We start from the raw sequence: 13,826 nt of genomic DNA, 5'->3' as shown, positions 1-13,826 counted from the left end.
TAAACCATGAAGCGAGGAGGGGGAATTATAGGAACCCTCCTCTTTTCATGGTTAATTATTGAAGTTCATCAAGTAACTGTCGCGAACGCTTTGCATTGCCTTCTGCGAAGTTTACCAGTCTGTTTTTTAGCTCGTCATTATCATGAATACGCTCGGCTAGAATTAAATATTTGCGCATCATTTCTTCTTCTTGATCAAGGCTTATTTGCAATGCTTCTGTGATTTTTTCAGTTGTTAAAGAATCTTCACGATCTCCATCACGATCGTAATCAAGTTCATGATTCATTCAAAACACCTCTTTTACATTATTAATGTCAGTACATTCCCTAAAACTTATAAGAACTAATCTTTGTTGGCTCGATCGGTCATTCGCCAATTGATAACCCCAATGATGATAAATAGGAAAGATAATGCAATATAAACTCGAGTTGACCAAGTTCCAAAATCAGTAAAGGCTAAGAAAAGCCATAATAGTGCAGCGACAAAATAAAAAATGCTACCGATTGGAATCTTTTTCATAGTGGTCCTCCTTTGCGAGCCTCTGATTTCTCGAAAATTCTCGAAATTTGTAGGCGGTTAGATCAAGTTTTTATTATTATTAGTGCTTTTAGGGCATATTATCCATTAATTCCATGTCACATATTGTTGGACGATCATAATAGGGAATCTTTTTAAACGTGCCGAATAGTATATATATAAGAAGGGAAGTGGATTTATGGAAAACATTGAACAATTGAAAATGAAAAATTATTATTTAGCAGAAATTGACTATTTAGAAATGGACGCAAAAGACAAGAGGAAATCATGGAGTTGGGACATATATATCGCGACAAATGAGCATCAAGAATTTAGAGGGAAAGCATTAGCTCCTGGTAAAGGGATTGAAGTGCCATGGACGGAATTAACAAGAGCTGATATGCTTGAGGAAATGATTGAAATTTGCGAACAAAAAATGCTTAGAAAATTATAGTAAAAAAAACAGCTAGGGGCTTATCCTAGCATTTTTTGTTTAACTCAAAAATCGGTTCGTTTACAAATATGGAAGGTGTACTTATGAAAGAAATCGTCCTAGGCATTTTAGCTGCTATGTTTTTTGCTGTAACGTTTATTTTAAATCGTGCAATGGAATTGTCAGGAGGGAGCTGGATGTGGAGTTCCTCATTAAGGTTTTTCTTTATGCTCCCTTTTCTTTTGGTAATCGTGCTGTTTCGGCATAATTTAAAACAAGTTATCATTGAGATGAAGAAACAGCCCCTTCAATGGCTCTCTTGGAGTTTTGTAGGGTTTGTATTATTTTATGGACCAATAACATTTGCTGCAGCATATGGCCCTGGTTGGTTAGTGGCTGGGACGTGGCAATTAACAATTGTTGCAGGAACGTTGCTAGCTCCTCTTTTTTTTGTAACAATGCAAACCAAACAAGGGGAAAGAAAAGTGCGTAATAAAATCCCACGTAGAGCGCTTGCTATTTCTTTTGTGATTTTAATTGGAGTCGGACTCATGCAGTTGCAAAACGCAAATAGTCTTACTTTACAAACAGCCATAATTGGAATATTGCCGGTTGTCATCGCGGCATTTGCTTATCCACTTGGCAACCGAAAAATGATGGAAGTTTGTGGAGGAAGATTAGATACGTTTCAACGTGTTTTTGGTATGACGCTAGCCAGTATGCCATTTTGGGTGATTGTTGCTGTTTTTGGTTTTGTTCAAGTTGGGGGTCCTTCAACCGATCAAGTGGTTCAATCTTTTATAGTCGCCATTTGCTCGGGTGTTGTCGCTACTACATTGTTTTTCATTGCAACCGATCGAGTTAGAGGGGATCAAAGTAAATTATCTGCCGTAGAAGCAACACAATCTACGCAAGTGTTATTTGTTTTAATTGGAGAGATGATTCTTCTATCAACACCACTGCCGAATGGTATAGCAATAGGTGGATTGTTTTTAATCGTCCTAGGTATGTTGCTTCATAGCTACTTTACAAAAAAGACGAAAAAAGTGTCTCCGATTCAAGTTGGAAAAGGTCAGAGTATTTAACCGAGCAGAAGGTAATTGAGGGGACAAAACAGGGTGTCCCCTTTATAGCAACTAACTATTGCAAAGCTTCTTCTAATTCCGACATGCCAATAACTTTCAACGCTTCAATTTCTTCTTCTGTAAATCGCTCTTGTAATTGAGTAACGATTTCTGTGTATTGATCGTCTCTAGAACCATCTCTTACACTCATAAACATACCGATTAATTCTGTTAAAGTAAATTGTTCTGTGATCGCATCAATGGCTTCTTCTCTGGTCGTAAAAGCAAGGTTTTGATGATCGTCATGCGCTTGTTTTTCAACTTCTTCAACGTCCTCGTTTTCAAATAAACGTTTGTTTGAATTTGACGTAGCCTCCATCTCATCAATTTCAACCTCAGCATTATCAACTATTGCGTTCTCTTGCTCAGGAATATTTGAGTCTCCTTGTACACTGTGATAGAACCCAATTAAGCTTGGTACAGCAACACAGAGTATAACAAAACAAATTCCAAATAGAATTGCTTTCATCGTAGATCCTCCTAAATCCATCATTCATTTTGATATTCAGTGTTGGCACTGTACTCTTTTTTCAAACCTGTTCATGCTATTTTATGACCGATCCCGTGTTAGCCGGAATGGATATTTACTAATCCAATTGATAGCAGAAAATCTAGTTTGTTTTGTGTGTCTTTCTACTAAAGGAACCAACAGTGTGATAAGATATTTTCAGATACAAAACGATGGGCTGGACATAGTCTATTTTATGTTGGGAGCATAAATGATTATTTATTAGGAGTGAGTTGATTGATTCTTGTAACAGGTGGAGCAGGATATATTGGAAGTCATACGTGTGTCGAGCTTTTGGATGCAGGGCATGAAATTGTAGTTGTTGATAACTTCTCAAATAGCAAATATGAATCGATTAATCGTATTAAAGAAATAACGGGTAAGGGTTTTCCTTTTTATGAGGTGGATCTTTTAGATAAAAAAGCACTAGAGAATGTTTTCTCTGAAAACAGCATTGAGGCAGTCATTCATTTTGCGGGGCTCAAGGCAGTGGGGGAATCCGTTGAAATTCCTCTTCATTATTATTATACAAATATTACTGGGACATTGGTTCTTTGCGAGGTAATGCAGGAATTTAACGTGAAAAATATTGTCTTTAGTTCTTCTGCAACCGTTTATGGAATGCCGGATTCTGTACCAATCAAAGAAGACTTTCCTTTGAGCGCAACGAATCCATACGGGAGAACGAAACTTATGATTGAAGAAATTTTACGTGATCTATATGTTTCGGATAAAGAGTGGAGCATTGCATTATTGCGTTATTTCAATCCAATCGGAGCTCATAAAAGTGGACGTATCGGAGAAGATCCAAATGGAATTCCGAACAACCTGATGCCATTTATTACACAAGTCGCTGTTGGCAAACTTAACGAACTAAAAGTCTTTGGAGATGACTATCCAACAGTAGATGGCACAGGGGTAAGGGATTACATTCATGTTGTCGATTTAGCGAAAGGGCATATAAAAGCACTAGAAAAAGTTATGTCACAGACAGGAGCTGACGCTTACAATTTAGGGACAGGGAATGGCTATAGTGTCATTCAAATGGTTGAGGCATTCAAGAAGGCATCAGGCCGTAACGTTCCATATTCTGTTGTTGATCGCAGACCTGGTGATATAAGTACTTGTTACGCAGATCCTACTAAGGCAAAAGATGTACTTAATTGGAGTGCAGAAAAAGGTATTGAAGAGATGTGCGTGGATTCATGGAGATGGCAAGAGAATAATCCGAATGGTTATGAATAAATAAAAGTTAGTATAAGCCTGTATTTCGCCTACGTTGTTGGGGATGAATACAGGCTTTTAATAAAAAAGGTCCGGAGCGTATATCTGCGCTGTTCCATTCTCAATAGGAGTTTTTTACACCGACACCTTAATTAAAGTGAGGACAGTTCATTTTACGTTTCATGGAAGTTTTAAAACTATAGTTCACAAAATGTGTGTTGGTTGGCAAGCTCTGAGCTTATTAAAAGTTTTAATTCATCTTCTGTCGCTTCATATAATTGACGACCATCAGGCATCTTAAAAAAGTGATTTTCTAAAAGGGTATCGATTATTTGCTCTTTCTCGATCTTAGAAGGTGTTTCAAAATACATACTAACACTCCCTTTATGCGAAAATAATACTTTGTTACATTTTTGTAAGCGTTTACATTTATAATTATAAATTCATTTACACGCGTTGTCAACTCCTAATGAAATATTTTACAAAAATATGGAAGTGCCTTTACATTCAAAGCTTTTGGATTAGAGAATGTAAATTATGTATCAGGTGTTGGTCAAATTCAATTTATTATTCACCTTACAAAATATGATACGATTAGAACAAACAGAAAAAAGGGGTCGTGTTTATGATTTCATTTGTCGTCGCTATGGACAAACATAATTTAATAGGAAAAGAAAACCAGCTGCCTTGGCACCTCCCAGCTGATCTTGCACACTTTAAAAGAATAACAACCGGACATACAATCGTAATGGGAAGGAAAACGTACGAATCGATTGGGCGACCTTTACCTAAGAGAAGAAATGTTGTCTTAACGCGTGATGAACAATATAGCGCAGAAGGATGTGAGGTTGTACATCACGTAGAAGATGTTTTGAGTATTGCTAACCAAGAAGATGAGTGCTTTGTAATAGGTGGTACAGAAGTATTTAAGCTTTTATGGAAACAGGTTGATCGTCTCTATGTAACATATATTGAAGAGTCATTTGAAGGTGACACTTACTTTCCAGAGATCAGTATAGAAGAGTGGGAGGTAGTCTCGGTTGAGACAGGAACCGTTGACGAAAAAAACCGTTACCCTCATGAATTTAGAACGTATGAAAGAAGGAAGAACTAGAGGAGGTGGCGCTGGCTCTTTGCCGTTCGCATTTTAAAAAAACCACTTAAGGTGCATAAACCAAAACGTCGGCTGCGCTTCGCACTGACCTAGACAAGAAAAAGGAATCTTTTTTTCTTGTCTAGGTCAAACTGTCCACTTTGCTGCATATACTTGTGGCGAAGGGGGTTTTCAGCATGAGGGCACCAAGAAGAAATAGACCCCGAGCTCGAAAAGGTCCGTTGCCATTTCGGTATGTCTTACTACTATCTTTTATTATTTTTGTTGCGTTAACCGTTCAAGGGTTATGGATTATCGAGAAGGGGATTCGTCCAACATTGATGCAAATAGCTACAACCGAAACGAAGGTCATTGCGACAAGGGCTATTAATGATGCGGTTTCAAAGAAAATTGCTTCTGACCTTGATCAGGATGAGTTGTTTATCACAAACGCTGATAACATGATTCAATTTAATACACAAATTTATAACCGAATTTTATCCGAGGCCACGTTACGAGTGGAAAGACATTTGAAAGCGATTGAGCGTGGCGAGGTTTTTGATGTGGCGCTTAATTTTGATGATGACCCACCAAGTACAACAGAGGGAGGAATCGTGTATAGTATCCCACTAGGTCAAGCAACAAATAATGCTTTACTTGCCCAATTAGGTCCACAAATACCGGTTCGTTTTTCTGCAATTGGTGACGTGAAGACGGATTTAAATTGGGACGTAATTAATACGGGAATTAATAATACGACGTTATCGATTAACTTTGATGTTATTGTAGATGCCAAAATCGTAATTCCTTTTGCTACAAAGGAAGAAGCAGTAAAAACAACTATTCCAGTCGGCTTGATAAATATTCAAGGAGAAGTACCAGAATACTATTCAGAAGGTGGAGGAATGATTTTGCCAGCAGGGGGATCATCCGGTGCTAGTGGTGGAAATTGACATTGATATTCTAGAAAAATAATGATAGTATCCTAAAGGTAACTAAATAGAATTGCCTCATTAGTAATGATGAGGTAGAGGCGCGATTGCTATCAGTATCTTTTTTGAGGATGACAACGTTGAAGAATGGAGAAAGGAGCCGTCGCCGAAGTGAAAGCAGCTGTCAGGCTATTTTTGCTGGAACTGCATTGAAGAAGTGCAGGGCTGTCATAACTTGAAGTGATCAAGTTATGGAGGACTACCAAAATTATGGGGATTCACGTACGTATAAAAGCGATTGTGGGTTAACCACGATCGCTTTTTTGGTTGTTCTAAAACATATAATTTGCGGTACTGTCCGAATGTATTTACCAATTATTTTTTTGGAGGGGTATTATATGGAATCATCTATTTTATCTTTATTGCCTCCAATATTGGCTCTTGTAATGGTTATTGTGACAAAACGTGTTTTATTGTCACTTGGAACAGGGGCTATTGTTGGGGCGTTAATGTTGAACGACTTTAATCCACTTGCTGCTGTGGCCAATATTTATGGCATTGTCATGGCTATTGTGTTTGACTACGAAGTTGAAACTGTCACTTTTGGGACGGTGACAAGTGCAATAATGGATGCTCGTTTTGCGATTAACACATGGGAATTCTTTATCATTCTATTTCTTTTATTACTAGGAATGATGGCTGCTCTTATTACTCGCTCAGGTGGTAGCCGTGCATTTGGTGAGTGGGCAATGAAACGTGTCAAAACCCGTGTTGGAGCACAACTTCTCACGGTTGTACTTGGTTTAATTATTTTTATTGATGACTATTTTAATAGTTTGACAGTAGGTAATGTCAGTCGTCCTCTTACGGATCGACATCGCATTTCACGTGCTAAATTAGCCTATTTAGTTGACTCAACAGCTGCCCCGATGTGTGTAATTGCACCTATTTCAAGTTGGGGAGCTTACATTATAGCCATCATTGCGACGGTTTTCACGACGCATTCGATTACTCAATATGAAGCGTTGCAAGCGTTCATGTTAATGGTGCCGATGAACATTTATGCTCTCGTTGCAATTGGGCTTGTCCTTGCTGTAGCTTGGTTCAATCTTGACATCGGAGCGATGAAAAAGCATGAACAACGTGCGTTAAAAAACGGTGAGTTATTCAATGCTAAATTAGGCCCGATTCCAGGTTCGCAAGATGAAGTCAAGGCAAGTGATCAAGGCAAAGTTGGCGATTTAGTATGGCCAATCATTGCGCTTATTGTTGGAACTGTTTTCTTCATGGTGACCACAGGTATTCAAGGAACAGAAGGAAATGTAACGGTTTTAACTATTTTTGAAAATACTGATGTTGCGGCTGCTCTTGTTTATGGTGGATTATTTGGATTAATAATAGCCTTAATCATGAATGCTATGAAGCCTAAATCGGGTACAGGACTTGGTAGCTCACTAGTAGTTGGGATGAAATCAATGTTGCCAGCAATTTATATTTTGTTCTTTGCTTGGACAATCATTGAAATTATTGGTGATCTAGGTACGGGAACATACTTAGCCTCACTAGTTGAAAATGCGAATCTTAATCCGATGTTTTTACCAGTTATTCTGTTTATCATTGCTGGGTTTGCAGCATTCTCAACAGGTACGTCATGGGGTACATTTGGCTTGTTACTCCCAATTGCTGGTGAAATGGCAGCAGTGATTGATGTAACGATGGTCTTACCAATGATGGCGGCTGTGTTAGCTGGAGCAATTTTTGGAGACCATTGTTCTCCAATATCGGATACGACGATTCTTTCATCTACTGGAGCTGGAAGCCACCATATTGATCACGTTGTAACACAACTTCCATATGCTCTTATTGCTGCTGGAATTACAATTATTTCTTATTTAGTATTAGGATTTACAACGAGTGTGATCGCAAGTTTAATTGTGGCAGTTGCTCTTCTTTTCGCAACGGTCATGGTATTAAGGAAAGTAAGTGTTAACAAAGCATAATGTTTCAGAATGAGTCAGCTTCTGTGAAGTCTGGCTCTTTCTTTTATGATTTTGCAAATAGTTCCTTTGATTTTTGTGTTAGTTTTCGCAATGATTTCTTAATAAATGTTGTAACATCGTTGCGATCCTTTACCCGTTCATATGTCTCCTCAAATTTCTTCTTCGCACAAGGGTACTGTTCGCCGTTGACATCTGTGATGAGGTAATCACCAGGGTGACCTTTGACCGTGCCTTCTGCTGTTTCGATCGAAATGGTTCTAGTGATCTTGACAGCTTCAATAATTACGGGTTTCCGTCTGTATCGAGCCATATTTACACCTCCTCTTACGAATGGTTTCTATAAATCCATCGTACTCGTACTGACTGAAATGTGTGACAACTCCCTATAATTCTATTTTTATCGTTTCATTACATTTATAGAGCAATTGTGTTGAGCGTAACAGCAAACTGGAAGGTAATGAGGGAAGAAGTTGTCTTGATTTAGGTATATAATGAACTTAATGCTTATCATTTTCAATTACTAAGGGATAAGTATTTCAAAACTTGTATTTATTTGACATAATAAAAGTTGTGAAATGTAGTTAGGGGTGTTGAAATGCATAAAATTAAAACAACTGGGATAGAGGGACTTGATTATATTCTTTCGGGTGGGTTTCCCGTTGGTTCTTCCGTTTTACTAGATGGTGCACCTGGTACTGGTAAGACCATTTTAGGTATGCAGTTTTTATATGATGGTGCCAAGAATCAAGGGGAAGCTGGCGTTTATATAACTTTTGAGGAATTTCCAGAGCAAATTTATAAAGAAATGAATGCATTTGGTTGGGATATAAAAGAGTTAGAAAAGGAAAATAAATTACGTGTCATTTGTATGTCACCTGAAGTGTTAATTAGTCAAATGAAACAGCCGAATGGACTGTTTGAACAAATTATGAAAGACATGGACTGCAAGCGTATCGTAATTGATAGTTTAAACTTGTTCTATTTCGGAATCGACCAGCCAGTTGAGAAAAGAGAAATCGTTTATACGTTGAGAAACATATTACGAAAGTACTCATTAACATCATTGTTAATTCATGAGCAAACTACGCATAGTGAGCATGACATTCCTTTTGTAAGTTATATCGTTGACGGTGTGATTCGACTAGAATTGAAAGAGCATAACGGCATATATCGGAAGAGAACGTTAGAGGTTTTAAAAATGCGTGGTTGCCGAATTAGAGAAGGTGAACATATATATAGGTTGACGAATTCAGGTATGTATCTTGTTCCTGCCTTATCAATGTTTGAAGATATGGTCGTGACCGAGAATCAAACTAATGTTACAACAGGTATTTCAACGTTGGATCAATTATTAGCTGGGGGAATTCCAAGAGGAACGACCTTTGTATTAGATACAAACAGTAAAGCTAATTATAAATATATTCTAGCCTCGATTATAACAAGTCGTATTTTAGCTGGTGAAAATGTCATTATGTTCTTATCGAGCTTATCGAATCTTTGCGACATCGAACATATTTATCAACTATATGGGGTCGACTTAAAAGAAATTGTTAAGCAAAAACGTATTTTCTTTGTGGAACATTATGATCGCCCGATGCCGGATGCATATAAAGATGCTGTGCTAAATGTGAGTGAAATGAATAATGAAGAATACAAGCTAGCAATAAGAAAGAAAATGAAATCTACTGTTTTAGAAAGTGTTGAACGTGGTGAGAGATGGTTTATGTTCAATGATCTTAATACATTGGTTTCACAAAGAGGAAAAGATTTTGTTCAGAGCTATTTTACAGAGGAAGTTTCATTTGCTAGTGCTGCGGGTATAAGTATGATTGCCCTTAGTAACTTTACCGAAATTGGGGATGAAACAGCCAGTTTTCTTGAACGAACATGCCATGGTGTTTTTAGAACATGGGTTGATGGAAATTATCAATATTTCCAGTTGAAAAAATCACCTCAAGGCAACATGTCCCAGCCGTTACTAGTTGAAAATACGCCAGCAAAACCGTTTATAAGGTTATTATAGGAGGCTATAAAGTTATGGTTTCTTTTGAATTTAATCCATTGCAAGTGGAGTGTACGATGTTTTTTCAGGAAAACCCCTTCACGTATGAAACCATTAAAGGTTTAGCCAAAAGACTTGGTAGAAATAGTGAAGATTTGGTTGATGTACTAGATCAACTCGTTTCAAACATGGTATTAGAAGTAATTGGGACTGGAGAAAATGCTATTTATCGATATATTCAGCCAGTAACGATTGATCTGCGAAGGGAGGAGTCATGGGAGGAAATATAGACTTTTTTCAAGATGTACAGGATGCATATGCTTCATTGACTGATCTTTCGGTTCTGATCATCGATGCAGACGGAAATGAAGTAACGCATCCTTCAAATATAAATGATATGTCAAAAGTGACTCTCGAAAAGTGGGGAACAAAGGAATATTACGTAGAGTTTTTAACGTTTTTAACATCGATTTGGCAACCAACTGTTGTTGATAATCGTATGGGGATGCAACTGGTTGTATCTCCGATCTCAATCCATGGGGAAACCACCTATTATATATTGGCAGGTTACTTTTTAGATGTAGGAGCACGACCATTTGTTCAAGGGTATATTGAAAGCCATTATCCTGATAACGTTGAACTACTAGAAGCATTGACAACAGTTCCAGAATACTCCAAGGAAGAAAGAAATGAAAAGGTAAAGAAGATTGCAAAGCTCAAAAATGTAATTGAAACGTTCTTAACGCCACAAACGAAAAAACAATTTCGAGATCAATCGTCTTCTTTTATCTATCAGCAATTGGAATTGATTCGTACAGGACAGGCTACGACCACTTCATTTTTAAAAGAAATGTATTCAATTCATACAGATCTTGATTTTATAGGTTTGGCGATTGAAAAAGAGCATGGCCAATATGTGATTGAACCAATTCATGGTTCAAATACTGAGCAATTACAGGGTACTACTTTTTTGATGGGGGAAGGCTTTCTAGGACATACAATTGCGACCCAGCAATTCCAAATTTGGAAGGATGTTCGGAATGATCCTAGGGTCAACTTTTTCAAAAAAAACGGTCTTTTTCCAAAAAGTTTATTTTGTGTTCCAATTTTGAAAGGTGAAGCTGTCATTGGCATTTTGTTTGGGGGCAGTACGGATCAAGAGATAAATGATCTAGACATGTTAGAGCAAGTAAAGAAACAATCATCGTTATTAAGCTTATTAATGACAACGCATAGTTTAAGAGAAAACCTACAAAATCATTTAATGGAATTATCTACTTTCAATGAAGTGTTTCGCGTCATCACGACCGTTAAAGATATTAAACGAGTTCTATATATATTAGTTGATATTAGCATGAATATCATTCGAGGACCTTTTGCGTGTATTGTTTTCAAACCGACTGTTAGCGAGTCTAAAGTTGACATCGTTTCAAGAGGCTTATCGCAAGCCGAAATTAATGAATATGGTTATGACGTTGCGACACGTGCTTTTTCAAAAGGAAGCAACCAAAATTTGGAAGTCGGATCCATTCAGGGAAAAACAAAATGGGAAACCGACGTAATCGAATTTCCGCTACGATACAATAATCACCTCTATGGAATTCTATGTATTGGAATAGCTCCTAATAGTGACGTTGCACAATATACACCATTCTTATCGAGCCTAGCAGTTGCAGGGAGTATTTCCATTCATCTCTGCCAGCAAGAAAATGGTATTGGAACAGATGACTACTTAATAAAAATGTTGATGGAGTTTATGAGGCAGCATAGTGAACCGAAATACAAGCTAGCCATGAAAATTACTAAGCATGTAAAAGAGTTTGTTTCTTATTTGAATGATAGTCCCCGTGAATCATTGAAAAAAGTAAGTGGGTTAGCGTTATTTGAAATAGAATTTTTAAAAAGATATTTACATGATTTCGAAGTGCTCTCTATTTTAGAAGGATGTAAAAATGTAGTTGAAATGAAAGAAGGTAATAATGAGGAGAGTGAAATATTAGCACTTGCTTATTCTTTTGTTTTGAACAATGAAACAGAAAAAGCCGTACATAAGATGACTGCGGTAAAGGCGAAACTAAGAAGTGAATTTATTTCCTATCTAAATCGGCAGTCAATGGTTGAGACAGTTATTTCCTTTGAAGACAATAGCCGGACGGCCACTGCAAAGCCACGTAAAGAGGGCAATGGAACTAATATTTTAAAGGACGAATTGGATTTGTCGACGAGGGAAATAGAAGTGCTAAATCACGTATTAAAAGGATTTAACAATCGAGATATTGCCGCAACACTTTTTATTAGTGAACATACTGTAAAAAATCATATTACAAGAATTCTTCAAAAGCTTGGGGTAAGTGATCGTTCACAAGCAATTGCCATGATTTATCAACTTGGTTACACTCCACCTAATTAAGAGGCGAAAATGCGTTTAGATGGAGCATTGATTTTGTGAACGATAGTTCTTAGTTTTGATAAAGAATAGGAATGGATTCCTATATCAACTTTCCCTATATCATATTACTATTCAAGTAGTTAATAAATCTACAATGTATGATTCACATTCCAACTGTAATGAGTGTGTTCAAAGAATGACTATGTTGCTATTAACTGTATCGATAGGACATGAAAAATATGATAGTTTGGAGTGTGAGCGTTGAAAAATAGATTTATGGTAGGTATTTATAGTGTCAGCGTGATTGTCACGATTGTTTATTTTCTTGCAGTTCCTCAACTTACGATCATAAATCTTGGCTATAGTGTTATTTTCCTCACATTGATCGTCTTGTTAGCAAAGCAACTTGACAGGAAAGAAGTTGAAACAAAGCAAGCTAAGCAACAGAGCGAAGATGAGATGAGGAAACTTGAGGAGAAGATAGAAGAACTAAGGCAAAACAAGCAAGAATTACTTCAACTTATTGATATATTTAACATGAAACATGTATCCCACCATGTAATGGACAAATCAGTCGAGGTATGTGAAGGTATTGAAGAGATTTTTGGATATTCGGCTCAAGACTTCAAAAGGAACCCCCTATTATGGCAAGAAATGATGGATCCGGATGATTTTAAGAAGTCAGTTGAGCAAGAAAAAAAATTGTTGTTTGGAAATTCCCTTCAATATGAACATAGAATACAGAAGCCGGATGGAAGTGTGGCTTGGGTGAGAAATTGTGCGATCCCTATTTATGATGACAATCAAAATCTAGTGAAAATTGGACGCGCTTTTGTTGATATTACAAAGCAAAAGGAACGCGAAGAAAATTTAAGTCAACTAGCTTACTATGACGACTTGACAGAATTGCCGAACAGAAAGATGCTCGAGATGAATTTAAAGAAAGCTCTAGCGAGGGCCAAACGACATGATCATTCATTGATCGTTATGTTCATTGATTTAGATGGGTTTAAAAATATAAATGATACGTTCGGCCATGAAAGTGGCGATTCATTATTGAAGGAAGTAGCAATCCGTTTGGATAGCAGTGTTCGTGAAGAAGATCTAATTGTTAGGCTTGGTGGGGATGAATTTCTTATTATCTTTGAAGAAACAACGAAAGAGGAAGTTGTAGAAATAGCTGAGAGGTTGTTAGATCAAATAGGAAGTCCTTATTTCATCAATGATGAGGAAATGAGGGTTTCTCCAAGCATTGGCATCAGTGTTTTTCCTGAAGATGGTCTTGAGCAAGATATCTTAATTGAAAACGCAGACAAGGCAATGTACCATGCTAAAAATTTAGGCAAGAACAATTATCAGTTTTATACGGAAGAACTACGAAACGTTCCCCCTCGTAAATTTGAGTGGTTTGGAAAAATTGTCAAAAGCGTTGCTAAAATAAGAGGCTAAATGATCGTATCATAGCTAATAGGAACTCATTCCTGTATGTAAGATTTACTTCCCATAAAAATCCCCTATTAATGGAGGAAGATACCGTTTTGTTCGGTGTCTTCCTTTTTTATTGTTCCTAATAAGTAGGAGTAAGCTCCTGTCTAATGAGCTTGT

Annotated in this window: 15 protein-coding genes and 1 riboswitch; of the genes, 10 read left to right on the top strand and 5 right to left on the bottom strand. The window is 37.2% G+C overall.

Annotated features, from left to right (window positions below; all coding sequences use genetic code 11):
• Window positions 1-55: 55 nt before the first annotated feature.
• Entirely contained in the window at window positions 56-286 is a 231-nt protein-coding gene (locus AC1FXZ_RS07165; RefSeq protein WP_480052029.1) for a hypothetical protein, read from the bottom strand.
• 56 nt (window positions 287-342) lie between these two features.
• The gene (locus AC1FXZ_RS07160) at window positions 343-519 is read right to left on the bottom strand and encodes a hypothetical protein (RefSeq protein WP_480052027.1); all 177 of its coding nucleotides are present in this window, start codon (window positions 517-519) and stop codon (window positions 343-345) included.
• Between the two features lie 196 nt (window positions 520-715).
• On the opposite strand from AC1FXZ_RS07160, the gene AC1FXZ_RS07155 reads away from it, so the two are divergent.
• The gene (locus tag AC1FXZ_RS07155) at window positions 716-970 is read left to right on the top strand and encodes a hypothetical protein (RefSeq protein ID WP_480052025.1); all 255 of its coding nucleotides are present in this window, start codon (window positions 716-718) and stop codon (window positions 968-970) included.
• A gap of 83 nt (window positions 971-1,053) precedes the next feature.
• A complete protein-coding gene (locus tag AC1FXZ_RS07150; RefSeq protein ID WP_480052023.1) occupies window positions 1,054-2,034 on the top strand; it encodes a DMT family transporter in 981 nt (326 codons plus the stop codon).
• 55 nt (window positions 2,035-2,089) lie between these two features.
• On the opposite strand, the gene AC1FXZ_RS07145 is transcribed toward AC1FXZ_RS07150, so the two are convergent.
• Window positions 2,090-2,542, bottom strand: a complete 453-nt coding sequence (locus tag AC1FXZ_RS07145) for a hypothetical protein (protein ID WP_480052022.1) — start codon at window positions 2,540-2,542, stop codon at window positions 2,090-2,092.
• 276 nt (window positions 2,543-2,818) lie between these two features.
• On the opposite strand from AC1FXZ_RS07145, the gene galE reads away from it, so the two are divergent.
• Entirely contained in the window at window positions 2,819-3,826 is a 1,008-nt protein-coding gene (galE, locus tag AC1FXZ_RS07140) for a UDP-glucose 4-epimerase GalE (RefSeq protein WP_480052021.1), read from the top strand.
• A gap of 176 nt (window positions 3,827-4,002) precedes the next feature.
• Here the strand turns inward: galE and fbpA are convergent, their stop codons facing one another.
• Window positions 4,003-4,176 carry a Fur-regulated basic protein FbpA gene (fbpA, locus tag AC1FXZ_RS07135; protein ID WP_480052020.1) on the bottom strand — a complete coding sequence of 58 codons (174 nt, stop codon included), beginning with the start codon at window positions 4,174-4,176 and terminating at the stop codon, window positions 4,003-4,005.
• 254 nt (window positions 4,177-4,430) lie between these two features.
• Here fbpA and AC1FXZ_RS07130 point away from each other — a divergent pair, with 254 nt between their 5' ends.
• From AC1FXZ_RS07130 to AC1FXZ_RS07120, 3 genes are all read left to right on the top strand, one after another.
• Window positions 4,431-4,919, top strand: a complete 489-nt coding sequence (locus AC1FXZ_RS07130; protein WP_480052019.1) for a dihydrofolate reductase — start codon at window positions 4,431-4,433, stop codon at window positions 4,917-4,919.
• A 176-nt stretch (window positions 4,920-5,095) separates the two neighbouring features.
• Window positions 5,096-5,851, top strand: coding sequence for a sporulation protein YunB (gene yunB / locus AC1FXZ_RS07125; RefSeq protein ID WP_480052018.1), 756 nt, complete (start codon window positions 5,096-5,098; stop codon window positions 5,849-5,851).
• Window positions 5,852-5,918: 67 nt separating this feature from the next.
• A riboswitch (Lysine riboswitch) is annotated at window positions 5,919-6,100 on the top strand.
• 128 nt (window positions 6,101-6,228) lie between these two features.
• Window positions 6,229-7,830, top strand: coding sequence for a Na+/H+ antiporter NhaC family protein (locus AC1FXZ_RS07120; protein ID WP_480052017.1), 1,602 nt, complete (start codon window positions 6,229-6,231; stop codon window positions 7,828-7,830).
• A gap of 43 nt (window positions 7,831-7,873) precedes the next feature.
• On the opposite strand, the gene AC1FXZ_RS07115 is transcribed toward AC1FXZ_RS07120, so the two are convergent.
• Window positions 7,874-8,140, bottom strand: coding sequence for a hypothetical protein (locus tag AC1FXZ_RS07115; RefSeq protein WP_480052016.1), 267 nt, complete (start codon window positions 8,138-8,140; stop codon window positions 7,874-7,876).
• A gap of 285 nt (window positions 8,141-8,425) precedes the next feature.
• Here AC1FXZ_RS07115 and AC1FXZ_RS07110 point away from each other — a divergent pair, with 285 nt between their 5' ends.
• The 4 genes from AC1FXZ_RS07110 to AC1FXZ_RS07095 all read left to right on the top strand — a co-directional run bounded on the left by AC1FXZ_RS07110 (window position 8,426) and on the right by AC1FXZ_RS07095 (window position 13,670).
• Window positions 8,426-9,853, top strand: coding sequence for an ATPase domain-containing protein (locus AC1FXZ_RS07110; RefSeq protein WP_480052015.1), 1,428 nt, complete (start codon window positions 8,426-8,428; stop codon window positions 9,851-9,853).
• Window positions 9,854-9,867: 14 nt separating this feature from the next.
• A complete protein-coding gene (locus tag AC1FXZ_RS07105; RefSeq protein ID WP_480052014.1) occupies window positions 9,868-10,122 on the top strand; it encodes a hypothetical protein in 255 nt (84 codons plus the stop codon).
• Entirely contained in the window at window positions 10,107-12,242 is a 2,136-nt protein-coding gene (locus AC1FXZ_RS07100) for a LuxR C-terminal-related transcriptional regulator (protein ID WP_480052013.1), read from the top strand. The genes AC1FXZ_RS07105 and AC1FXZ_RS07100 overlap by 16 nt, the downstream gene beginning before the upstream one ends.
• Window positions 12,243-12,482: 240 nt before the next feature.
• Window positions 12,483-13,670, top strand: a complete 1,188-nt coding sequence (locus tag AC1FXZ_RS07095) for a diguanylate cyclase domain-containing protein (protein WP_480052012.1) — start codon at window positions 12,483-12,485, stop codon at window positions 13,668-13,670.
• Window positions 13,671-13,826 lie beyond the last annotated feature (156 nt).

Source organism: Halalkalibacter sp. HAAS-P014, from assembly GCF_056619965.1.
Note: the sequence above shows the minus strand (reverse complement) of the source record. Positions and strands in the feature narration are given on the sequence as shown.

Excerpts from the sequence above, each read along its gene's own strand:
- AC1FXZ_RS07145 (WP_480052022.1), bottom strand. The coding sequence starts at position 2,542 with ATGAAAGCAATTCTATTTGGAATTTGTTTTGTTATACTCTGTGTTGCT.
- AC1FXZ_RS07165 (WP_480052029.1), bottom strand. The coding sequence starts at position 286 with ATGAATCATGAACTTGATTACGATCGTGATGGAGATCGTGAAGATTCT.
- AC1FXZ_RS07115 (WP_480052016.1), bottom strand. The coding sequence starts at position 8,140 with ATGGCTCGATACAGACGGAAACCCGTAATTATTGAAGCTGTCAAGATC.
- AC1FXZ_RS07110 (WP_480052015.1), top strand. The coding sequence starts at position 8,426 with ATGCATAAAATTAAAACAACTGGGATAGAGGGACTTGATTATATTCTT.
- AC1FXZ_RS07105 (WP_480052014.1), top strand. The coding sequence starts at position 9,868 with ATGGTTTCTTTTGAATTTAATCCATTGCAAGTGGAGTGTACGATGTTT.
- AC1FXZ_RS07130 (WP_480052019.1), top strand. The coding sequence starts at position 4,431 with ATGATTTCATTTGTCGTCGCTATGGACAAACATAATTTAATAGGAAAA.
- AC1FXZ_RS07150 (WP_480052023.1), top strand. The coding sequence starts at position 1,054 with ATGAAAGAAATCGTCCTAGGCATTTTAGCTGCTATGTTTTTTGCTGTA.
- AC1FXZ_RS07100 (WP_480052013.1), top strand. The coding sequence starts at position 10,107 with ATGGGAGGAAATATAGACTTTTTTCAAGATGTACAGGATGCATATGCT.
- AC1FXZ_RS07120 (WP_480052017.1), top strand. The coding sequence starts at position 6,229 with ATGGAATCATCTATTTTATCTTTATTGCCTCCAATATTGGCTCTTGTA.
- fbpA (WP_480052020.1), bottom strand. The coding sequence starts at position 4,176 with ATGTATTTTGAAACACCTTCTAAGATCGAGAAAGAGCAAATAATCGAT.
- AC1FXZ_RS07160 (WP_480052027.1), bottom strand. The coding sequence starts at position 519 with ATGAAAAAGATTCCAATCGGTAGCATTTTTTATTTTGTCGCTGCACTA.
- AC1FXZ_RS07155 (WP_480052025.1), top strand. The coding sequence starts at position 716 with ATGGAAAACATTGAACAATTGAAAATGAAAAATTATTATTTAGCAGAA.
- yunB (WP_480052018.1), top strand. The coding sequence starts at position 5,096 with ATGAGGGCACCAAGAAGAAATAGACCCCGAGCTCGAAAAGGTCCGTTG.